At 51.9% G+C, this 23,172-nt stretch carries 19 protein-coding genes; 15 read left to right on the top strand and 4 right to left on the bottom strand.

Features of this window, described 5'->3' with window-relative positions; translation table 11 throughout:
* Positions 1-308 precede the first annotated feature (308 nt).
* Positions 309-1,292 carry a hypothetical protein gene (locus Q1K76_RS01435; protein WP_300130485.1) on the top strand — a complete coding sequence of 328 codons (984 nt, stop codon included), beginning with the start codon at positions 309-311 and terminating at the stop codon, positions 1,290-1,292.
* An 82-nt stretch (positions 1,293-1,374) separates the two neighbouring features.
* Here the strand turns inward: Q1K76_RS01435 and Q1K76_RS01430 are convergent, their stop codons facing one another.
* Positions 1,375-2,625 (bottom strand): hypothetical protein, encoded by a 1,251-nt coding sequence (locus tag Q1K76_RS01430; protein WP_300130484.1) that lies wholly within the window; start codon positions 2,623-2,625, stop codon positions 1,375-1,377.
* Positions 2,626-3,237: 612 nt separating this feature from the next.
* Here Q1K76_RS01430 and dnaG point away from each other — a divergent pair.
* The 4 genes from dnaG to Q1K76_RS01410 all read left to right on the top strand — a co-directional run bounded on the left by dnaG (position 3,238) and on the right by Q1K76_RS01410 (position 8,319).
* Positions 3,238-5,484: a DNA primase gene (gene dnaG / locus Q1K76_RS01425; protein ID WP_300130482.1), complete on the top strand. Its 2,247-nt coding sequence runs from the start codon at positions 3,238-3,240 to the stop codon at positions 5,482-5,484.
* 117 nt (positions 5,485-5,601) lie between these two features.
* The gene (locus tag Q1K76_RS01420; RefSeq protein ID WP_087407342.1) at positions 5,602-6,531 is read left to right on the top strand and encodes an ABC transporter ATP-binding protein; all 930 of its coding nucleotides are present in this window, start codon (positions 5,602-5,604) and stop codon (positions 6,529-6,531) included.
* 16 nt (positions 6,532-6,547) lie between these two features.
* Positions 6,548-7,897, top strand: a complete 1,350-nt coding sequence (locus Q1K76_RS01415; protein ID WP_300130480.1) for an ABC transporter permease — start codon at positions 6,548-6,550, stop codon at positions 7,895-7,897.
* A gap of 5 nt (positions 7,898-7,902) precedes the next feature.
* Positions 7,903-8,319, top strand: coding sequence for a hypothetical protein (locus tag Q1K76_RS01410; RefSeq protein ID WP_298661753.1), 417 nt, complete (start codon positions 7,903-7,905; stop codon positions 8,317-8,319).
* Between the two features lie 104 nt (positions 8,320-8,423).
* Here Q1K76_RS01410 and Q1K76_RS01405 read toward each other — a convergent pair whose 3' ends face one another.
* The 3 genes from Q1K76_RS01405 to Q1K76_RS01395 form a co-directional block, all read right to left on the bottom strand.
* Positions 8,424-9,206: an amidohydrolase gene (locus Q1K76_RS01405; protein WP_258327457.1), complete on the bottom strand. Its 783-nt coding sequence runs from the start codon at positions 9,204-9,206 to the stop codon at positions 8,424-8,426.
* A 67-nt stretch (positions 9,207-9,273) separates the two neighbouring features.
* Complete coding sequence (locus tag Q1K76_RS01400) at positions 9,274-9,822, bottom strand: lysophospholipid acyltransferase family protein (RefSeq protein ID WP_300130478.1); 549 nt, start codon at positions 9,820-9,822, stop codon at positions 9,274-9,276.
* Positions 9,823-9,830: 8 nt separating this feature from the next.
* The gene (locus Q1K76_RS01395; protein WP_300130476.1) at positions 9,831-10,112 is read right to left on the bottom strand and encodes a hypothetical protein; all 282 of its coding nucleotides are present in this window, start codon (positions 10,110-10,112) and stop codon (positions 9,831-9,833) included.
* 407 nt (positions 10,113-10,519) lie between these two features.
* Between Q1K76_RS01395 and Q1K76_RS01390 the strand changes: the two genes are divergently transcribed.
* From Q1K76_RS01390 to Q1K76_RS01345, 10 genes are all read left to right on the top strand, one after another.
* Positions 10,520-12,223, top strand: a complete 1,704-nt coding sequence (locus Q1K76_RS01390) for a glycogen/starch synthase (protein WP_300130473.1) — start codon at positions 10,520-10,522, stop codon at positions 12,221-12,223.
* A 32-nt stretch (positions 12,224-12,255) separates the two neighbouring features.
* Complete coding sequence (gene glgP, locus Q1K76_RS01385; protein WP_300130470.1) at positions 12,256-14,811, top strand: alpha-glucan family phosphorylase; 2,556 nt, start codon at positions 12,256-12,258, stop codon at positions 14,809-14,811.
* A 344-nt stretch (positions 14,812-15,155) separates the two neighbouring features.
* Complete coding sequence (prfA, locus tag Q1K76_RS01380; protein ID WP_087407335.1) at positions 15,156-16,268, top strand: peptide chain release factor 1; 1,113 nt, start codon at positions 15,156-15,158, stop codon at positions 16,266-16,268.
* A 13-nt stretch (positions 16,269-16,281) separates the two neighbouring features.
* On the top strand, positions 16,282-17,112 hold the full coding sequence (gene pyrF, locus Q1K76_RS01375) for an orotidine-5'-phosphate decarboxylase (RefSeq protein WP_087407750.1): 831 nt from the start codon (positions 16,282-16,284) through the stop codon (positions 17,110-17,112).
* A 95-nt stretch (positions 17,113-17,207) separates the two neighbouring features.
* Entirely contained in the window at positions 17,208-18,470 is a 1,263-nt protein-coding gene (locus Q1K76_RS01370; RefSeq protein ID WP_087407334.1) for a phosphoglycerate kinase, read from the top strand.
* A 309-nt stretch (positions 18,471-18,779) separates the two neighbouring features.
* The gene (locus Q1K76_RS01365) at positions 18,780-20,066 is read left to right on the top strand and encodes a hypothetical protein (RefSeq protein ID WP_258327465.1); all 1,287 of its coding nucleotides are present in this window, start codon (positions 18,780-18,782) and stop codon (positions 20,064-20,066) included.
* Between the two features lie 28 nt (positions 20,067-20,094).
* A complete protein-coding gene (locus Q1K76_RS01360; RefSeq protein WP_258327466.1) occupies positions 20,095-20,778 on the top strand; it encodes a hypothetical protein in 684 nt (227 codons plus the stop codon).
* A gap of 255 nt (positions 20,779-21,033) precedes the next feature.
* Positions 21,034-21,999, top strand: a complete 966-nt coding sequence (locus Q1K76_RS01355) for an alpha/beta hydrolase (protein WP_241147775.1) — start codon at positions 21,034-21,036, stop codon at positions 21,997-21,999.
* Positions 22,000-22,009: 10 nt separating this feature from the next.
* On the top strand, positions 22,010-22,594 hold the full coding sequence (locus Q1K76_RS01350) for a DapH/DapD/GlmU-related protein (RefSeq protein ID WP_087407329.1): 585 nt from the start codon (positions 22,010-22,012) through the stop codon (positions 22,592-22,594).
* A 5-nt stretch (positions 22,595-22,599) separates the two neighbouring features.
* Positions 22,600-23,148 (top strand): cyclophilin-like fold protein, encoded by a 549-nt coding sequence (locus Q1K76_RS01345; RefSeq protein WP_087407328.1) that lies wholly within the window; start codon positions 22,600-22,602, stop codon positions 23,146-23,148.
* Positions 23,149-23,172: the final 24 nt, after the last annotated feature.

Raw genomic sequence — 23,172 nt, 5'->3', positions numbered from 1 at the left:
TTGTAGAATTTTTTGTCAACTATCGCGACGGGCTTATATGTCCCGATCGGTACAACAGCTGTGACTCGATAAAATATCCCTTTGACAAGAACGATATATCAGACCCGATTGCCGAGCTAAGTTTCCCGGCAGGAGACTTGAGTATGAAGAAACTGCGTAAATATCTTGTTCTTATATACAATAAGTCATATGCTATTATCGGAGATGGAGGAGTGGAAAAAGTCTTACGTCCCAAACGGGTCTTACCGGAATATATGGGTATTATCTCCTTTTATTTCCTCAAACAATGGAAGATTGACAGGGACTTTGTGGAACAACTCCTGCGGGACTTTTGCGAGTACCTGAAAGCCGACTACGGCATTATGTATGACAATAAGACAGGCGAAGTCCTGCTCGATCTCTTCGGCAATGCCGAGAAAAACATCTACGAAGAGAAATGGAAATCACAAAAAGAGACCGAAGAATACTTCAACAACCTCATGCAAAAGGCATTGGCCAATCAGCAGAGCCAGGAACAGGAAATCGCCGACCCACAAAACCAGGAGCAGAAACCCGCGATACAGCAACAGGAGCCTGGCAAACAGCCTCCGATTTTATGCTTATGTGTACAGGTCAAGCCCAACCTGACCGACCCGCGATTTGTAGAGTTCATGCAGAACTGGGACTTTGATAGGGCCAAATTAAATACCTTTTTACACGACCTGTGGGAGAAAAGTCATAACGAGTATGCCGAGAAGATAATCCGTTTCTTCTGCACCTATAAAGACGGATTTATTTGCCCCGACAAATATGGCTACTACGCCACCATGGGAAAAGAGTTTGATGCCGACCATATAGAGATACCCGTGGCCTGGTTGAGTTATCCCGGCGTGCGCCTGCACCTGTCGAAGAAGCGCATGTATCATGGCTCTATCATCAGCGATTACTGGTACACCATTACCAATGGCTGCGACATAAAAAATCCCAAGAAGGTAACTCCCCAATATGTAGGGATATTGACCAACGAACTGGTAAAGTCGAGAGCGCAGATTTTTGGCCAGTTTCCCGACTACATGGGCACCATATTGATTTGGACCATGAAGAGGAGCAAGCTGGATATGGAACGATGCAAAGAGCTGCTGGTCGATTTGTGTACCTATATGGATACCGACAGCGGGGCGATAATCGACGAAGAGACCGACCAAATCATCTTCAATGTCGAAGAGGTTCTGGAGAAAAAGCCAAAGCCTCGCAACAATTGGCTGTCGTGGCTTCTGAATCCCTTTAAGAAAGGGGACGACCTGAAGTCATAGACTCATAAGAACAGAAAGCAAAAAACAAGAGGGGCTGCATCGCAACCGATGCAGCCCCTTGTCTTATCAGTCTGTGATAAGATTATTTCATCACTTTGGCAACCGTGTTACCGGCTTTTACAATATAGGCACCGGCAGCGGGCAAGGCGATTTCGTTCTCACCTTCCACACCCTCGACACTCATAACCAGTACACCGGCCATGTTGTAGACGGCAATTGTAGCCGGTTTCTCAAGAACAACGTGCAGATTGTCGTGTACGAAAATCTTGTCGTTGCTAACTTGTACACCTTCTACACCGCTTTGGCCATCTACATCAATCAAATTTGAAATATTGGAAGCATCGGTAACTTGACCGGTGGCCATATTGACATTCAAGGCAAATACACCATAGAAGAAATTATCAGTTACCCCTTCGGACATTATATCTCTCTCCATCGTAAATACCTGAACCGATGTACCCGTGGTCGTGGCATAATCATGGAAAGCCATAAACTCAAGACCGGGAGCAAGAGTTTGTGATACAACGAATTCATTAACCTTTATATCACCTGTATTCTCCGAAGCCATCGTATATAAGAAAAGTCCCGATTCTTCAGTCAACGGAAGATCTGGAACCGAATAACTTCCTTTCAACCCGCCATCGTCCAAAGTCAGGTCACCCAAAGCATAAGCTTTGCTTTCACCATTTTCATCATAATAATACCCTATATAAACCTTATCACCGGTATTACCCTCTAGACTGAGACTGAAATGGATATTCCCGGTTTCACCACCAGCCGTCAAATCCAACGGGGGAGTATCCAACTCGCAACCCTCTGCAGCTGCGGCAGGGAGAATAACAGACTGATCGCCCAACTTACCATCGATCAATACCCACTGAGAACGGTAGGTACTACCATTAAGATAGTTGGTAATCGACTCATCACTTGCCTCTGCGAAATAGAAATCTTCATACAAAGCACAATATTCAACAGAATCGGCAGCCGTAGTAAATATTCTATATGTATCTACTTCGTAATAATTAGCTCCCGACACAGCATTCCAGTTAGCTACAAAATAAGAAGGTGTTACATTTGTAGCAGGGAGAGCTTCAGGTGCCGTCAAAGCAGCAACTTGTGCCGGTTTTTTGGCAATACGTTTTTGATTCTCCTTAATAAAATCAAATTTGGTTTCAGCAGTACCCGGTAAAGTTCTGCTCAACGAGGACTTTTCAATCTTCTCGAGGGCTACTTGTTTAACCGGAGTCAAGCGATTCATCGGTTCAAATGTTTGGGCAAAGCCAACATTTACACACAAGGCCGTAGCGGCCAACACAAAAGTAAATTTTTTCATACCACTTTTTTTAAGTTACTACTTTGGGTTCAAAAAATATGTACACAAATGTAATAATATTTTGATAAATAAAGTCATTTTTCTAATAAAAATCTACTAAAAATTTCATTTTGAAAACAAATACCATCCCTCTGTTTCATTTCAAAAGTAGAACAAAAATCTATAACATGCTGTTTAACAGAAAAATACAAATCGATTGTGTTGATTGACAACAGGCCACAAAAAACGGAGCGTACCGACAATACAATCTATCGGGACCACAACAGATGACTGCCACACTCGTAGAAAAAGAGAGGGAATGTCGCCGAAGGAAGAGCTTGCGAGGGGTTTAAAAAAGGAAAGGTTGTCTCACGACAACCAATCTTCATTAACCTTAAATCTAATACTATGAAAAACACATTGCAAATGTATGAATTTTCTGAGTCGACGACAAGAAAATCAACTCAAAAACGAGAGTATACAACTTTATTTATTATTTAAATACAATATTTTAGCAAAATAGAATCAAAAACAACCAACTCTAACCTATTTTTGCAGCATTGAAAAAAGTAAGAGCTCGACGAATCATTATCGCCAAGAAATCGCTATCTTCGTGCACCCAAACGAAAAGAGATGATAGACCAGGCAACCATCGATAAAATTATGGCCGCGACCGACATCGTCGATGTCGTATCCGACTTCGTCAGCCTGCGCCGGCGTGGAGCCAACTATTGGGGGTTGTGCCCGTTTCACGACGACCGGTCGCCCTCATTCAGCGTATCGCCGTCGAAGGGGGTTTGCAAATGTTTCAGTTGCGGCAAGGGGGGCAGCGCCATACACTTCATCATGGAGCACGAGCAGCTCTCCTACTACGAAGCGCTGAAATACCTGGCCAAGAAATACAACATCGAGGTTCACGAGAAGGAGCTGACCGACGAAGAGCGTCAGAAACGGAGCGAACGCGAAAACATGTTTGTCATCAACACCTTCGCTCAAGAGTTCTTCAGCAAGTCGCTGCTCGAGACCGACGAAGGCCGTTCGGTGGGTCTGGCCTATTTCAAGGAGCGGGGCTTCAACGAAGACATCATCCGCAAGTTCGGGTTGGGATATTCTCCCGAAAAGCGCGACGCCCTGGCCGTGGAGGCCCAGAAACGGGGCTATAAGATCGACTATCTGCTCAAAACGGGGCTCTGCCGCGAAGGGCAGAACGGCCGCATCTACGACCTCTTCTCGGGCCGGGTCATGTTCCCGGTCTACAGCGTGTCGGGCAAAGTGGTCGCCTTTGGCGGGCGCATCCTGAAATCGGGGGTGAAGATAAGCAAATACTTCAACTCGCCCGAATCGGATATTTACCACAAGAGCGACGAGCTCTACGGCATCTACCAGGCCAAGCGGGCCATCGAGAAAGAGCGGCGCTGCTATCTGGTCGAGGGGTATACCGACGTGCTGTCGATGCACCAGTCGGGTATCGAAAATGTCGTAGCTTCGTCGGGTACGGCACTTACCCACGGACAGATACGACTCATTCACCGCTTCACCGACAACATCACGGTGCTCTACGACGGCGATGCTCCGGGCATCAAAGCCTCGTTGCGAGGTATCGACCTGCTGCTGCAGGAGGGGCTCAACATCAAAGTGGTGTTGCTGCCCGACGGCGAAGACCCCGACTCTTTCTCCAAGAGTCAGAGTGCCGAGTCATTCACCCGTTATATCAAGGAACACGAGACCGATTTCATTCGGTTCAAGACCCAACTGCTGCTCGAAGATGCCGGCGAAGACCCTATCAAACGGGCTGACATCATCTCGAATATCGTCGAGAGCATCTCTCTCATTCCCGATGCCATTGTCCGCTCGGTCTACGTGCAAGAGTGCAGCCGCCTGTTGCAAATCGACGAACAGGTACTGCTGTCGGAGCTGAACAAACGCCGCCAGAAACGGGCCGAACAGCAGTTCTCGCGCGAGCGCTACAATCAGGAGAGGCAATCGGCCGCCACGACGAACGCCCCGAAATCGGGAAACACAACAACCGCCGCACCGGCCAACGGCAACGAAACTCCCCCACCCCCTTCGCTGGCCGATATGCCGGCACCGGCCGAAACACCCGAAGCCGTCCCCGTCACCGACCACACGCTGTCGCAACGGATGATACAGCAATCGCCCCTCGAAAAATACGAGCGGGAGATTATCCGCTATATCGTGCGCTATGGCTACCGCAACCTGTTCGAATTGCCCGACGGGTCGTGGCAAAAGGTGTGGGAATACATCGTCGAAGAGCTCTCGATCGATAGTATCGAACTGTGCAATCCGCTGTACAAGCATATCGTAGAACTAACAGCCGAGCAGCGGGAATACGAAGCTCAACAAGTAGCCGCCTTGCGAACCGAACTGCAGGTGAAGGAACAAAAACTGGTCGACGAAGCCATCGAACAGATACGCCTCGAAAGCGGCGATATTGCCGACAAACAACGGAAAGAGGCCGAAGCTCAAACACGTATCGCCCGCGAGATGGAAGAAGAGTTGCAAACCTTCGAGACCAATTTTCTCGAACGCTATTTCACGACCCATCCCGACTCCTCGATCAGCATGCTTGCCGTCGACCTGGTGAGCGAAAAATACCAGCTCAGCAAAGTACACACCAAATTCCAGAAGGTAGAACTGGAGGCCGATCGTCTGTGGGAGCTTATTCCACGGGCCATCTACGAGCTGAAAAACGCCATTCTCGAGCAGTCGATCAAGCAGATACAGGAGCAAATCAAAGAGGCCTCGCGCAACAAGGACGAGCAACGGATAATCGAGCTCATCGAGCAGAACGTCGAGCTCAACCGGGTGAGAACAGCGTTGGCCAAGCAGATAGGCGACCGTATCGTATCGCCGAGATAAAAAAGATATTCAATATTTATTTATCGAAAAACAATAAAATTTTATCATTTTACTTGTTTAATTCAAAAAATATACGTTCCTTTGTCTCATCAATCATATACCTATTGTCAAAACACTATGTACTATCTCGAAGCCAATCACATTGTCAAACAATATGCTTCACACCGAGCACTCGACGATGTCACCGTGCGCGTACCCCGCAACGGCATCTATGGCCTGCTGGGGCCCAACGGAGCCGGTAAAACGACCCTGATTCGTATCATCAACCAGATTACCGCCCCCGACGAAGGCGAAGTTCTCATCGACGGCCGCCCGCTACACCCCTCGGATGTCGAGCACATAGGCTATCTGCCCGAAGAGCGAGGCCTCTATAAAAAGATGAAGGTGGGCGAACAGATTCTCTACCTGGCCCAATTGAAAGGCATGTCGCGACAAGCTGCCAAAGAGAGCATGAACTATTGGCTGGGCAAATTCGACATCCGCGGTTGGGAAAAGAAGAAAATAGAAGAGCTCTCCAAAGGCATGCAACAAAAGATACAGTTCATCACCACGGTGATGCACAACCCGCAACTGCTCATCTTCGACGAGCCCTTCAGCGGATTCGACCCCGTGAATGCCAATCTGCTCAAACGCGAGATTCTCGAAATGCGCGACAAGGGTGCCACCATCATCTTCTCGACTCACAACATGGGTTCGGTCGAGGAGTTGTGCGACGAGATTACCCTCATCAACCGCTCGCACGCCGTGCTGCAAGGCAAGGTCAACGACATCCGCGAACAGCACAAGAAGCATCTCTTTCAGGTCGAAGTACAACAGGGCGAGTTGCAAAGCAACGACCTCTACGAAATTACCGAGGCACGGACCATCGCCCGCGGCCACGCCTATACCCTGCGCAAGCGCGACCCGCACATGAGCAACAACGAGCTCATCGGGCTGCTCACGCAACAATGCCAGATAGCCGGATTTGAAGAGATACTGCCCACGATGAACGAAATCTTTATCGATACCGTTGGCGAGTCGGCTCTGGAAGAAAAACAAAACGCTTAGCTAAACACACTGCATCATGAGTAAAATATCGCTTATCATAGAACGCGAGTACCTCACCCGAGTTCAAAAGAAATCGTTCATCCTGATGACGATTCTCTCCCCCATCATCATGGTGGCCCTCGTCTTTGCACCCATCTGGCTCTCCAAGCTCTCGAGCGACGAGACCCGCCTCATCGCTATCATCGACCAGACCGGCCTGTACAAGGATATTTATCACGATACCGACGAGTATCACTACACGTATACCCAAGGGACCTTATCGCCCGACCAGATGCGGGTCGACGGCGACGAAAGCACCATGCCCTATGCCTATGTCATCATCAAGGACAACCTGCTCGACAATCCTCAGGGCATGACCATCTATTCGCAGAAACAGATTACCTCCAGTTGCGAGCTGAACATCATCTCGCAGATGGAAGATTACCTCAAGGACGAGAAACTGCTCTCGTACAATATCCCCGACATCAAGCGCATCATCGACGAGTCGGACATCAATCTCCAGGTCGACACCATCCGGCTCGAAGAGGATGGGGCCGAGACCCAGACCTCGACCGAGTTCGTGACGATTATCGGCATGGCCATGACCCTTATCATCTACATGTTCCTCATGCTCTATGGCGGACAGGTGATGTCGAGCGTCATGCAGGAGAAGACCAACCGTATCGTCGAGGTGATGGTGTCGTCGGTCAAACCGTTTGAACTGATGATCGGCAAAATTGTCAGCATCGGGCTGGTAGGACTCACCCAGTTGGGCATCTGGATTATCTTCCTGGTGGGGATATTCCTCTCGGCCGGGGCCTACTTCTCGTTCAACGGAGGTGTTGATCCCGCCCAAATGAGCGACATGGCCGCCATGACCACTACGATGAACGGTGTCGACGCCACTCAACTGGCCGGCGACATGGGCGCCATGGCCGAAGTACAGCAAATGCTGGGGAGCATCAACATCACCCAGTTGCTCGTCAGCTTCGTGTTCTTCTTCATCGGCGGGTATATCCTCTATGCCTCGCTCTTCGCCGCCATCGGGTCGGCCGTCGACAACGAGTCGGACACGCAACAATTCATGGTACCCATCACCTTCATCATCATCTTTGCCCTCTATGCCGGCATCTTCAGTGCCGAGAATCCCGACGGACCGCTGGCCATGTGGTGCTCGATGATACCCTTTACCTCGCCCATCGTCATGATGGTGCGTATCCCCTTCGGGGTATCGACCTGGGAGCTGGCCCTCTCGATGGTTATCCTCTACGGCTCGGCTATCGGGCTGGCCTGGGTAGCCGGCCGCATCTACCGTGTGGGCATACTCATGTACGGCAAGAAACCCAGCTATAAAGAGATGATTAAATGGATACGTTATAAAGCCTGAGCAGTATGAAAACGGTACGAAATTTCATAACTCTGCTATGCGCCGGTCTGCTGATGCTCTCCTCTTGCGCCGGTAGTAAATATGTAGTGGAGAAGAATCCCACAAAGCACAACCCCGTCGATGAAATCGAGTGGTTGAAGGAGCGGAAGAAAACTCTTTCGCAGACCGAATGCCGCATCACCCTCTACGAGAAAGAGGGAGCGCTCTACTACGTCGTCTATATGCCTACTCCCGGAGCCTTCGACAAAAATACCACTACGGTCTACAACAGTGAGGGCAAGATGTGCCTCAAATACGGAGGCCTCATGCCCCCGGCCCGTCGGGAAGCGGTCCGGCAGTTTTTCGAAGGTGCCGTCGACAAAGGGGTTATCTGGGAATGCCGCCTGCGCGAACCGGCGACTGCGACCAATCCCAAACCCTGACAAATACGACTTTTACAGATTACACACAATAACAAGCGTGGCAGAGGCCCGAGAGGGTCGCTGCCACTTTCCTTTTTTAAATGTCCTTATAACTCCGGCAAAGACTACCGCAGCTCAAAATCGTCGGCATCCTTCCATACGGGGAACTTCTCCCGGAACCGACGCACCTTCGACAAGTCGAGTTCGACCTCGAGCACCTGCTCGGCAAAGGGTTCGGCCTCGGCCAGAATCTCGCCCTTCACCCCTACGGCCATCGTATCGCCCCGATAGACCATTGCGGTAGCATCGTTGCCGGTACGGTTCACCCCGCACACATAGGCGGCATTCTCGATAGCACGAGCCACCAGCAGACTGCGCCAGGCATAGGCCCGCGACTGCGGCCAGTTGGCCACCACCAGCATCAGGTCGTACTCGTTGTTCACATTGCGGCACCACACCGGGAAACGCAAATCGTAGCACACCTGCAAGGCGATATTCCACCCCCGATAATTCACCACGAGCTTGTGGTCGCCAGCTGCAAAATGACGCCCCTCCTCGCCCATGCGGAAGAGGTGACGCTTGTCGTAGTAGTGCGGAGTACCGTCGGGAGTAACCAAAAATCCGCGGTTGTAGCACACTTCACCCTCCCGGGCCATGAAGCTGCCTGCCACAGCCAGATTGTACTGCCGAGCCCACGAAATCAAAGCCTCGACCGTCGGACCCGAAACCGGCTCGGCCAACTCTTCGGCCCGCATAGAGAAGCCCGTGGTAAACATCTCGGGGAGCACCACCAGGTCGCAGCGCCCTGCGAGCCGCTCCAGCATCGCAGCACAACGCGCCCGATTCTGTACCTTATCCTCCCACACAATATCGGTCTGCACCAAGGCGACCCTCAACAATTCGTCCATCTCAATCGTGTTTATACAAAAAAGTCGAGCAGACCCAACCAGCCCGCTCGGCTCATACAAAATTTACTTACAATCCGGTTATGAAATTCTCGGGCTTACGAGCATGGAAATCCTTGTAATACGACTTGATGGCCCGCATATCGGCCTCAACATCGCCCGTAGGGGTAAAGGTGCGCTCGATACCCACCCGCTTCTCCTTGTAGTCGATATAGGCCAGCACGATAGGAACACCCGCCCCCTGAGCAATGTAGTAAAAGCCCTTCTTCCAATCGGCATTAGGCTTGCGGGTAGCCTCGGGGGTAATGGCAATCGCAAAGCGTTCGCGCTCGTTGAATATCGCCACCAGTTGCGACACCATATCGGTACGTCTGTCGCGCGACACTGGCACCCCGCCCATCGAACGGAACAGGGCACCGAGCGGCGGGAAAAACCACTCTTTCTTCATCATGAATCCGGCAAAGCGTCCTACCGACAGATAGGCCAGCTTGCCGATGATGAAATCCCAGTTGCTCGTGTGAGGCGCCACGCAGATGACACACTTGGGATAATCGGGCAGCGTGACCACTACCCGCCACCCCAGTGCCTTCAGCACGAAGGAACTCAGGATCCGCTTCATCTTACCCATTAGCCGTTAAGGGCAGCCAAATCTTCGAATACACCGTCGATAGCTTTGTCGAAGTCGGCACGCAGTTTTTTGTAATAGACTTTCACCTTCTTGGGATCCTTGTCGCCGTTGGCACTTACACGGCACAGAAAATCATCTTGAATATTGGCGATTTTACCCATCAGCTCATCGAGCTTGTCGGCATCGACACCGGGCACATAATATTTATTGAACAGACACTCGGCCAGCAATTCACCGGCGATGTAGTTAATCTCTTTTTTCAATGTTCTTTTGTTAGCCATAGCTTTTCTATTTTTTTAGGTTTGGTCAAAGATACTAAAAGGAGTGCGGAAAGGCAAACGAAAGGCGCAGTTTTTTCAGGTAAATTGAATTTCGAAGATTACGAAAACCTTTCTTTCCTCCTTTTATAAGACATCATCAACGAATGATATGGAATAACGCATACCCTCGATAAATACAATAGACATAGAATTGAGAATCGGGCTCTTGTTTTTTATATCCTTTATAGAACAGATACAACTTTTGCAATACAAAAGATTTCCTTTCCCGATCAGAGAGCACAACCGATTTTTACTCCACGGGTCATCGTTTTATCGTGATAAGAATTTGCAAAAAATTTTTTTTATCGCTGTGTTACAAAATATTTTCTCTAAATTTGCACTCTCCATTTCCCAAGAAACAACCGGGAATGATTTTTACAGTAATGGAAAAACAACTCGTACCTGATTATATTTTTGAAGTTAGCTGGGAGGTTTGCAACAAGGTAGGCGGTATCTATACGGTACTTTCGACCAAAGCAAAGACTCTGCAAAAACAATATAAGGATAAAGTCATCTTTATAGGCCCCGATGTTTGGGGCGATAAACCCTCACCCTATTTCACACGCTCGAAAACACTATTGAAAGAGTGGCAACGCGAGGCATGTCTGCCGCAGAACATGAAGGTAAAGGTGGGCCGCTGGAATGTACCGGGTCGCCCTATCGTGATTCTGGTAGACTTCAAACCGCTCTATGCCTACAAAAACGACCTCTACGGCGAAATGTGGAACCGCTATGGCGTAAACTCGCTGCCGGCCTATGGCGACTACGACGAGTCGTGTGCCTTTGCCTACGCTTCGGCGCTGGTTATCGAGAGCTACTACAAATTTATCCATGGCGAGAAATACAACGTAGTAGCCCACTTCGACGAGTGGATGACCGGCATGGGGTTGTTGCATATCAAATACACCTTGCCGCAGGTGGCTACCCTCTTTACCACACATGCCACCTCGATAGGTCGCTCGATTGCCGGTAACGGGAAGCCGCTGTACGATTATCTGGCCGGCTACAACGGCGACCAAATGGCCGAACAGTTGAACATCGTATCGAAGCACTCGCTGGAGAAAACGGCGGCCATCGAAGCCGACTGCTTCACGACAGTGAGCGAAATCACGGCCAAGGAGTGTACCCAACTGCTGGACCGCAAACCCGACATCGTAACCCCTAACGGATTCGAACGGAATTTCGTTCCCTCGGAAGAGGTTTACAAGGAGCGTCGCAAAGTGGCCCGCCAACGGCTCTTCGACATCACCGAAGCGCTCACGGGCGAACGTCCCGACAAAAACGCATACCTGATTGCCACCTCGGGACGCTATGAATACAAGAACAAGGGTATCGACCTCTTTGTCGATGCGGTTGAACGCATAGCCAAGAGTCCCGACCTGGAGCGCGAAATCGTAGCCTTCGTACTGGTGCCGGCCTGGATTGATGTTCCCCGGGCCGACCTGCAAGACCGGTTGAAAAGACAGGCTCACGAGACTACCCCCCTGCCCGAACCCTTTATCACCCACACCCTGCACAACTACGACCAGGACAGTGTGGTGAACCAGATACACTATCTGCATCTCGACAATCAGGCCGGCAGCCGGCTGAAGATTGTCTTCATCCCGTCGTACCTGACTGGCGACGACGGCATTGTAAATCTGTCGTACTACGACCTGCTTATCGGCCTCGACGCCACGGCATTCCCCTCGTACTACGAACCGTGGGGCTACACCCCGCTCGAGAGTATCGCCTTCGGGGTGCCCACCATTACGACCGACCTTTCGGGATTCGGCCAATGGATCAACAGCCGCCAGGAACAGGGATTGAAGAAATCGGGTGTGAAGGTACTGCACAGGAGCGACTTCAACTTCGTGGAGGTTTCGGAAGAACTGGCCGATACTATCCTTGCCCTGAGCCATTGCGGAAAAGTGCAACGCGAAAAAATATCGCAGGCAGCCACGGCCGTTTCGCTCGAAGCCGAATGGAAAAACTTTATTACCTACTACACGAAGGCATTTCACATAGCGCTGAAAAAGTCGGCTCTGCGAAAGCCCTCGGATAACTCGGATAACTCGGATAATTTAATGTAGAAAAGACTTAATAATAAATTCAATATTCTATTATGAAAGTACAAGTAAGCAACACAAACACTCCTAACTGGCGTGATATTACTGTTAAATCGCAAGTTCCGGCAGAATTGAGCTGCCTGGCAGTCTTAGCAAAAAATCTATGGTGGTCATGGAATAGTGAGGCCAAAAACTTGTTTAAATCGATAGATAAGGATTTGTGGAAAGCGGTTCACGAGAACCCCGTTCTATTCTTGCAACGCATCGGGTACGAAAGACTCGAAGAAATCACTAAGGACAAACAGCTCATGCACGACATCAAAGAGGTGTATGATCATTTCGAAAAATATCTTCAGGTAGAGAAGCGGAAGGATGTACCGTCGATTTCCTACTTCAGCATGGAATATGGCTTGAGCCACGTGCTGAAAATCTATTCGGGAGGTCTCGGTATTCTGGCCGGCGACTATCTGAAAGAGGCCAGCGACAGCAACGTCGATATGACGGCCGTTGGCTTCCTCTACCGTTATGGCTACTTCACGCAGACCCTCTCGATGGACGGTCAGCAGATTGCCAACTACGAGGCCCAGAACTTCAACCAGCTCCCCATCGAGCAGATGACCGAAAAAGACGGCCGTCCTATGGTACTCGAGGTTCCCTACCCCGGCCGCATTGTCTATGCCCACATCTGGCGCGTGAATGTAGGCCGCATCAAACTCTATCTGCTCGACACCGACCTCGACTCGAACAGCGAATGGGACCGCTCCATCACCTACCAGCTCTACGGCGGTGACTGGGAAAACCGTATGAAACAGGAGTATCTGCTGGGTATCGGCGGTATCTTGATGCTGAACAAGCTGGGTATCAAGACCGATCTCTACCACTGCAACGAGGGCCATGCTGCCCTGCTGAATGTACAACGGTTGGTAGACTATGTACAAAACGAACATCTGAAATTCGGCGAAGCCCTCGAGGTAGTGCGTGCTTCGTCGCTCTATACGGTACACACGCCTGTACCTGCCGGTCACGACTACTTCGACGAGTCGCTCTTCGGCAAGTACATGGGTGAGTTCCCCGCCAAACTGGGCATCGAATGGAAAGACCTGATGAACATGGGTCGCGAAAACCCCGACACCAACGAGAAGTTCTCGATGAGTGTATTTGCCTGCAACACCTGCCAGGAGGTGAACGGTGTAAGCTGGCTCCACGGCAAGGTATCGCAAAAGATGTTCCAACCCATCTGGAAAGGATACAGCCCCGACGAACTGCACGTAGGCTACGTAACCAACGGTGTACACATGCCTACCTGGGCCGCTTCGGAGTGGAAAGAGTTCTATGTAAAGACCTTCGGTCCCGACTTCATGGATCACCAGTCCGACCCCAAGATGTGGGAGAAGATTTACGACGTAGACGACGAAATCATCTGGAATATCCGTCAGACGTTGAAAAACAAATTCGTGAAATTCGTGAAAGACGACTTCCGCGAAACCTGGCTGAAAAACCAGGGCGACCCCTCACGCATCGTTTCGGTTCTCGAGAAAATCAACCCCAACGCCCTGCTCATCGGCTTCGCCCGTCGTTTTGCCACCTATAAACGTGCACACCTGCTCTTTACCGACCTCGACCGTCTCTCCAAGATTGTCAACAACCCCAACTACCCGGTACAGTTCATCTTCTCGGGTAAGGCTCACCCCGCCGACGGTGCCGGCCAGGGTCTGATTAAACGGATTGTCGAAATCTCGCGCATGCCTGAGTTCCTGGGCAAGATCATCTTCCTCGAGAACTACGACATGAAGGTTGCCAAACGGCTTATCTCGGGTGTGGATATTTGGTTGAACACGCCTACCCGTCCGCTCGAGGCATCGGGTACGTCGGGCGAAAAAGCCGAAATGAACGGCGTGCTCAACTTCTCGGTACTCGATGGCTGGTGGTACGAAGGTTACAAAGAGGGTGCCGGCTGGGCGCTGACCGCCAAACGCACTTTCCAGGACCAAGGACAGCAGGACAAACTCGATGCCGCTACCATCTACTCGATGCTCGAGAACCAAATCGTTCCTCTTTACTTCGCCAAGAACAGCAAAGGCTACTCTCCCGAGTGGATTCAATACATCAAGAACTCGATTGCCAAGATTGCTCCCCACTTCACCATGGAGCGCATGTTGCACGACTACATCGACCGCTTCTACCTGAAAGAGGGCAAGCGTACTCACCTGCTCAAGGCCGACAACTATGCCAAAGCCAAAGAGATTGCCGCCTGGAAAGAGGAGTTCGTATCGAAATGGAACGACATCGAAATCTGCTCGGTATCGATTCCCGACGGTCTGCTCTACAACCCCCACGTAGGCGAAGAGTATGAGATGACAGTCGTTCTCGACAACAAGGGCTTGGGCAACTGCCTGGGTGTAGAACTCGTCATCGCCAATGCCGAAGAGGGCAATACCGAACCGTACAAGACTCTCGAAATGAAACCGGTACAGACCGATGGCACCAAGGTGACTTACAAGTTGCGCTACCTGCTCAACGACTCGGGTGTATTCCGCTACTCGTTCCGCATGTTCCCCCAGAACCCCGACCTGCCCCATCGTCAAGATTTGGCATACGTCCGCTGGTTCTAATCGGAGTCGTCGTGGAGAGAGGAACCACACTCTGCTTCGCATGAGGGCGGCTCCCGACCAACATTCTCCCGACCCTATACCATCTATCGCCAGATTCCCGCACGGGAGTCTGGCGATCTGTTTTTGTTAAAGCTCGTTAAGTTTTTCGTCTCGACAAACATTATTTCCACACATGCGTTTTATCCCCAAACTACTACTCTGTATATCAAGATGACCCGGCGTCGAGACGACAGGCAATGCCCCGTCCCTGCACCGAGTCATCTTTTCCCTCTTACCGTTAAAATAAATCGTGCGAATTTCGTATCTTTGCACAAAGCAAATATCGCAAAGCAAACATAAACCTCATGAGCGAACAAAATTCACTACTGGAAAAATTAGAGGGATTGCTTATCCGATTTCAAGAAATAGGGACTCTCATCACCGACCCTGCCGTCATAGGCGATATGAAACGGTATGTAAAACTCACCAAAGAATACCGGGAACTCGAAAAAATATCGGAAGCAGCCAAACGCTATAAACAACTGCTGAACGGAATAAACGAATCGAGACAGATACTCGACAGCGAAAACGACCCCGAAATGCGCGAGATGGCCAAGGACGAGCTCGAATCGTGCACGGCCCAACTGCCGCAACTCGAGGAGGAGATAAAGCTGCTGCTCGTACCGGCCGACCCCGAAGACAGCAAAAACGCCATCGTCGAGATACGTGGCGGAACGGGCGGCGACGAGGCTGCCATCTTTGCCGGCGACCTCTTCCGCATGTATACCAAGTATTGCGAGACCAAGGGGTGGAAGACCGAGGTAAGCAGTTACAGCGAAGGTGCCTCGGGCGGTTTCAAAGAAATTATCTTCACCGTGACAGGCGACAACGTGTACGGCACCCTCAAGTATGAGTCGGGCGTACACCGCGTGCAACGTGTACCGGCCACCGAAACCCAGGGGCGCGTACACACCTCGGCCGCCACGGTAGCCGTGCTGCCCGAAGCCGAAGAGTTCGACGTAGAAATCAACGAGGGCGAAATCAAGTGGGATACCTTCCGCTCGAGCGGTGCCGGCGGCCAGAACGTGAACAAGGTAGAATCGGGTGTGCGGCTGCGCTACAACTGGAAGAACCCCATTACCGGCGTGACGGAAGAGATACTCATCGAGTGTACCGAAACGCGCGACCAGCCCAAGAACAAGGAACGGGCCCTCTCGCGGTTGCGCTCGTTCATCTACGACAAGGAGCACCAGAAATATATCGACGACATCGCCAGCCGGCGCAAGACCATGGTATCGACGGGCGACCGGTCGGCCAAGATTCGCACCTACAACTACCCGCAGGGACGCATCACCGACCACCGCATCAACTACACCATCTACAATCTGGCAGCCTTCATGGACGGCGACATACAGGACTGCATCGACCACCTCATCGTGGCCGAAAACGCCGAGCGACTCAAAGAGAGTGAATTATAATCTGCATATAATCATGAACAAGAAACAGCTATTCGAGAATATCAAGCGGAAAAAATCTTTCCTCTGTGTGGGACTGGATACCGACATCCAGAAGATTCCCGAACACCTGAAGTCAGACGAAGACCCCATCTTCGCCTTCAACAAGGCGATTATCGACGCCACGGCCGACCTCTGCGTAGCCTACAAACCCAACCTGGCTTTCTACGAGAGCCTGGGCGTGATGGGTTGGACGGCCTTCGAGAAAACCGTCAGCTACCTGCGCGAGAACTACCCCGACCAGTTTATCATTGCCGACGCCAAGCGAGGCGACATCGGCAACACCTCGGAACTCTATGCTCGCAGCTTCTTCTGCCACCTCGACCTCGACGCCGTGACCGTGGCCCCCTACATGGGCGAAGACAGCGTGAAGCCCTTCCTCGGCTACCCCGACAAGTGGGTCATCCTGCTCGGCCTCACCTCGAACAAAGGGTCGCACGACTTCCAGCTGACGACCGATGCCAACGGCGAACGCCTGTTCGAGAAGGTGCTGCGCACGGCCCAAACCTGGGCGACCGACGAGCAACTGATGTTTGTCGTGGGTGCCACACAAGGCCAACTGTTTGAGGATGTGCGCCGCATTGCCCCCAACAACTTTCTGCTGGTGCCCGGCGTAGGCGCCCAGGGCGGCAGTCTCGAAGAGGTTGCCAAGTACGGAATGAACAGCGAGTGCGGCCTGCTTGTTAACTCATCGCGCAAAATCATCTACGCGGCCAACGACGAAACCTTCGCCCAAGCTGCCCGCGAAGAGGCCCTGAAGGTACAATACGAGATGGAACATCTGTTGCACAGCAAGGGATTACTCTGATTTTTAAAGAAAATAGCATTTAATAGTAAAAAGATAATCGATTTTTACCTAAATTTGCCAAACGGAAACGAGTTACATACTAAATATTAAACGATATGCAAACTATTGACAATTACAATTTTGCCGGTAAAAAGGCATTTGTACGCGTAGATTTTAATGTTCCCCTCGACGAGAACTTTAACATCACCGACGACACTCGTATGGTAAAGGCTTTGCCTACGTTGAAAAAGATTCTGGCCGATGGTGGCAGCCTCATTATCGGTTCGCACCTGGGCCGTCCCAAAAAAGGTCCCGAAGATAAATTCTCTCTGCGTCACATCGTAGCTCACCTGAGCGAACTGCTGGGCACCGAGGTTAAATTTGTCGACGACTGCGTAGGCGACAAGGTAAAAGCTGCTGCCGCTGCCTTGAAACCGGGCGAAGTGCTGCTGCTCGAGAACCTCCGCTTCCACGCCGAAGAAGAGGGCAAACCCAGAGGCTTGGCCGAAGATGCCAGCGACGAAGAAAAAGCTGCTGCCAAGAAAGCTATCAAAGCCAGCCAGAAAGAGTTTACCAAAGACCTCGCCAGCCTGGCCGACGTTTATGTAAACGACGCCTTCGGTACGGCTCACCGTGCTCACGCCTCCACGGCTCTGATGGCCGAATACTTCACCCCCGAAAACAAAATGTTCGGTTATCTGATGGGTAAAGAAGTTGCTGCCGTAAACAAAGTGATGAAAGAGATGGTTCGCCCCTTCACCGCCATCATGGGTGGTTCGAAAGTTTCGTCGAAGATCGAAATCATCGAAAACCTGTTGACCAAAGTCGACAACCTCATCATCGCCGGTGGTATGACCTACACCTTCACCAAAGCTCTGGGTGGCAAAATCGGTAACTCTATCTGCGAGGACGACAAACTCGACCTGGCTCTCGAACTGATTGAAAAAGCCAAAGCCAACCACGTGAACCTCGTGCTGGCCGTCGATGCCAAAATCGCCGACGACTTCTCGAACGACGCTCACACCGACTTCTGCGACGTAGACAAAATTCCCGACGGTTGGGAAGGTATGGACATCGGTCCCAAATCGGAAGCTCTGTTTGCCGACGTAATCAAGAAATCGAAAACCATCCTCTGGAACGGTCCGACGGGCGTATTCGAATTTGAGAACTTCACCTCGGGTTCGCGCGCTGTTGCCGACGCTATCGTAGAGGCTACGAAGAACGGTGCCTTCTCGCTCGTTGGTGGTGGTGACTCGGTTGCTTGTATCAACAAGTTCGGTCTGGCCGACCAGGTTTCTTACGTTTCGACCGGTGGTGGTGCCCTGCTCGAAGCTATCGAAGGTAAAGTATTGCCCGGTATCGCCGCTATTCAAGGCTAATACCCTGCTTTATAAACTATACAGAAGCATCTGGAGAAGATTTTCTCCAGATGCTTTTTTTATGGGGTTATCCCATGCAAGCATAAGCATCAAACCCAATCTCACCCCAGCTCTGTACTCGAAGACAAAAGAGGAGAATCGGATACGGAATGCTATGTTTTCAGCAATTATCCTACATTTTTTTCACGAAAACGATGGAAATCCTATAAATTTTCCATACCTTTAGCCACCGAGATATTATCATAGGGACTTATTCATTGTATCCGAGACTCAATCTGTTTATCGTCATACCCCCTCATTACGCATACCATGAACAAAATCGAACTGAAGAAAGAAGCATTAACATCGTTGAGCGCCAGCGGCACCCTGTATCAGGAGGGGCGCTATCACGAAGCCCTCGATATGGCCGAACGGGCTTGGAACTGCTACTTCGAATTGCAGAAGTTGCGCGATCTCAACGAAGACTATACCGACCTCATCTATACTGCCCGTACCCAATACGAACGGTGTAAAGAGGCTATCGACCCATCGGACGACAGCACTCCCACCCCCAACCTCGAAGAGGAGTATGCGACAGTCCTGGAATGGCAAAGGGAGGGCGAAGCCGGCGACTATCAATCGGCCTTGAATGCGGCCGACTGGTTTGCCAATCCCGACCACTGGAGTTTCCTGCACGAGAGTGGCATGACCGGCAGCGAATACCTCACCCGCGCCTCGCAACTGTACCAGTCGGTAGTCGACGACGAAAAAATCTGGCCCGAATACCGCGCTCTGGCCGCCTATCGCATAGGCAGGATGTACATGCTACCCTTGTACGGGAATGTCGATATGAGCCATGCGCTGCAATATCTGCGATGGGCCGCCGAGCAGATGCTCGACCTGGAGCACCGCACCGAACGGCTCTTATTGGCCATACTCCAGTCGATGGTCAATGCCGCCACCTACATGGGCCATATTCCGCAAGCATGCCGCTATGCCGCCATAGCCCGCGAGAATGGTGCCGACATGGGCATATTCGATGCCGTGGCCCGCTACGGTTTCCGACACAAGGAGAAGATGGCCGGCGAACTGCTCGAGCAGATGATTGCCGACGGTACGTGGGAGGGATTGCTCATCAAGGGACAGAACCTGCTCAACGACTGGCTGGCCGATATGGACGACCCCGACAAGGATGCCCGGATGGCCGAGTATGCCGACTTGCTGTCGAAATATTACGACGAGCACTCCGATGCCGAAGAGAGCTACGAGATTCTCGGGTTGGTATTGATGAACTACTTCCTCAGGAACGGCATGAGCTTCTTCGACGACAACCTGGTAGACTACATGCAGAAGGGTCTCGACGCCGGCTCGCTGTGGTGCCGCTACTACATGGGATGGATTTGCGACATAGCCTCGGAAATCGTGAGCAAGGAGGGTGACCACGAACGCGCCGACAATTTCCACAAGACAGCCCTCTCGCAATATTGCCTAGCGGCCAACCGAGGGCACCGACTATCGATTATCGCCTATCTGAACATGCTCAAGGACGACCAGGCCGACCCCGAACTCATCGCCAGCTACGAGGCCGTTGCCCGTCAATACGATTGTGAAATATAATTTGCTAACTCCCTAACTACACTCAACCATGGCTCAAGAAATAGACGGCAAAATTTACCAGGTTGCCGATTTGGAAGAGATACGACGCCAACAACTCGACGTGTTGCAGAAAGATGCCGGCAATGCCGATGCCATCGTCGAACTGGTTTGTGCCGATGCACTGTTGTGCGAAGAATACATCATGGATTTCGGCCCCTCTTGGAAAAACGCCGCTTTGTGCCGGGAGATTGCCAAATACATCCCGGCAATTATCGAGGACGAAGAGAAGCGGGTAATGGCCGGGAACGTATGCCACCGGGCCCGAATGGCCCTATATGACCACCCGCGCCTCAGCCTGCGGCTGATGGAACTCGAGCGCGAGGCCATCGAAGGAGTCGGTGACGACCGGGCCGAAGACTTGGAGATGGGCATCGACCCACTCAATGCCGAAATCACACGCTACGCGCTCAACATCATGGCGGCCGACCAGAAACGCTTCGACGATATTGAGGAGGACGGCCACCTGCGCAAAGACCCCATAGAATGGACGGCCGAATATGAAGAGGTCATTGCGGAAGCCGACGAGAAAGCTCACGCCCTGCTGGCCGACGAACCTCGCGGCATGGGATTCTGCTTTGTCTATTGGCCCACGCTTCAACGCATTCTCTTCCAAGACTACGGCATCCGCTGGCGCTCACCGGCCGAGATGAACCCCGGTGTCATATTCGATTGACCGGCAAACCGGATAGAAACAGGACTCTCTTCGTGGTAAGGGATAAAGCCGAGATTCCTTATCGACAACAACCGGGAACAGGCCACTCGGGAAACCAAGATTCAGGTATGAAATACCGTAAATCGTATACAACCCAAGCGGGAAATACCCTCTATTTTTGTACTCGAGAAAAGGGACTCGAACCCACCCTTCACTCATGGAGAGACAATGAATACGAAAAATTTTATCATTACCCTGTTTTTAATTCTGTTTGCAATGACTACGATTCAAGCACAAGAGAACGACAAGACGTTTGCACCGAGCGACCGGGTAACGGTCGAGCGTGTAGAGTTCAAGAACCGGTTCGGCATCACACTGGCCGCCGATATGTATATCCCCAAAAACGCCGAGGGCAAGATGCCGGCCATCGCCATATCGGGCCCCTTCGGTGCCGTGAAGGAGCAGGCCTCGGGTCTCTATGCCCAAACTCTGGCCGAACGCGGATTCATCACCCTGGCATTCGACCCCTCCTACACGGGCGAGAGTAGCGGCGAGCCCCGGTATGTGGCTTCGCCCGACATCAATACCGAGGACTTCAGCGCCGCAGTCGACTTCCTGTCGATACGCGACGACGTGGACCCCGAGCGCATCGGTATCCTGGGCATTTGCGGCTGGGGCGGCATGGCCCTCAACGCTGCAGCCATCGATACCCGCATCAAGGCTACGGTCACCTCGACCATGTACGACATGAGCCGGGTCAATGCCAACGGCTATTTCGACTCGATGGATGCCGACCAACGCTACGCCCTGCGCCAGAAACTCAACGCCCAGCGCACCGAAGATGCCCGCAACGGCTCATATGCCTTGGCCGGTGGCGTGGTAGACCCGCTGCCCGACGATGCTCCGCAGTTTGTCAAAGACTACTATGCCTATTACAAAACTCCGCGGGGATACCACAAACGCTCGCTCAACTCCAACGGCGGCTGGAATGTCACCTCGGCCCTCTCGTTCATCAACACGCCCCTGCTGACGTACAGCAACGAGATTCGCAGTGCCGTGCTCATGATTCACGGCGAGAAGGCCCACTCGCTCTACTTCAGCCAGGATGCCTTCAAGAAACTGACCGGAGACAACAAGGAACTGCTGATTATCCCGGGCGCCTCGCACGTCGACCTGTACGACCGCACCGACATCATTCCCTTCGACAAAATCGAAGCATTCTTCCGTCAATACTTAAAATAAGGAGACAGCCATGACTCTCGAAGAATTTCTGAAACATACGGCCGAACGCAAACCGCTTTGCGGCCCCGAGATCGGACAGTTTATGAACGAGATGAGCGACGAGGCCCGGCGCATTACCTGCCAGATGAACGGCTCGTACCACACCCCCGACGAGATACGCGAACTGCTTGCCCAACTTACCGGCCAACCCATACCGGCAACGGTTCGGGTATTCCCACCGCTCTATGCCGACTTCGGCAAGAACATACACCTGGGCGAAGAGGTCTTTATCAACGACTGTTGCCACTTCCAGGACCACGGCGGCATCACCCTCGGCGACGGCTGCCAAATCGGGCACGGCGTCGTGTTTGCCACACTCAACCATGGGCTCGCCCCCAAGGACCGCAAAACCACCTACCCCGCCCCTATCGTGTTGGGACGTAACGTGTGGGTAGGTGCCAACGCTACCATCCTGCAAGGGGTCACCATCGGCGACAATGCCGTAGTGGCAGCCGGTGCCGTTGTGACTAAAGACGTGGCAGCCAACACGGTTGTCGGCGGTGTTCCGGCCCGGTTAATCCATGTAATCGAAACCGAAGAGGAATCTAAAGCATAACGCGTATGAGACCGCTATTTTTGACATTGGCCCTGCTCTTTGCCGCAACCGCGTGCCCGGCCTTTACCGCGTGCGATCGCAACGACGACCCCACGACTACAATCAATACCCCGACGGGAGGCAGTAGCGACAGCAGCGACAATACCGGCAATACACCCGGTGATAACGAAGACAATGACGATAACAACGGCGACAGCCCCGAAACCACTCGAACCATGACACTGAAAATAGGAAACTCTACCTTCACGGCCACACTGGCCGATAACGCTACGGCCCAAGCCTTCGCCGCCATGCTGCCGATGAGCTTGTCGATGAGCGAACTGAACAACAACGAAAAGTATGTATACCTCGACCAGAGCCTGCCTGTTCAGGCCTCGTCGCCGGGTACCATACAGACGGGCGACATCATGCTCTACGGTTCGTCGTGCGTTGTGCTGTTCTACAAAACCTTCTCGACCTCATACAGCTACACCCGCATCGGACGGGTAGACAACCCGGACGGACTGGCATCTGCCGTAGGTTCGGGCTCGGTAACAGTACTGTTCGAACGCTAACCGAAGCCCCCGATACGCCACAAA

It is taken from the genome of uncultured Barnesiella sp. (assembly GCF_946496565.1).
GTDB classification, from domain to species: Bacteria; Bacteroidota; Bacteroidia; order Bacteroidales; family Barnesiellaceae; genus Barnesiella; species Barnesiella merdigallinarum.
Note: the sequence above shows the minus strand (reverse complement) of the source record. Positions and strands in the feature narration are given on the sequence as shown.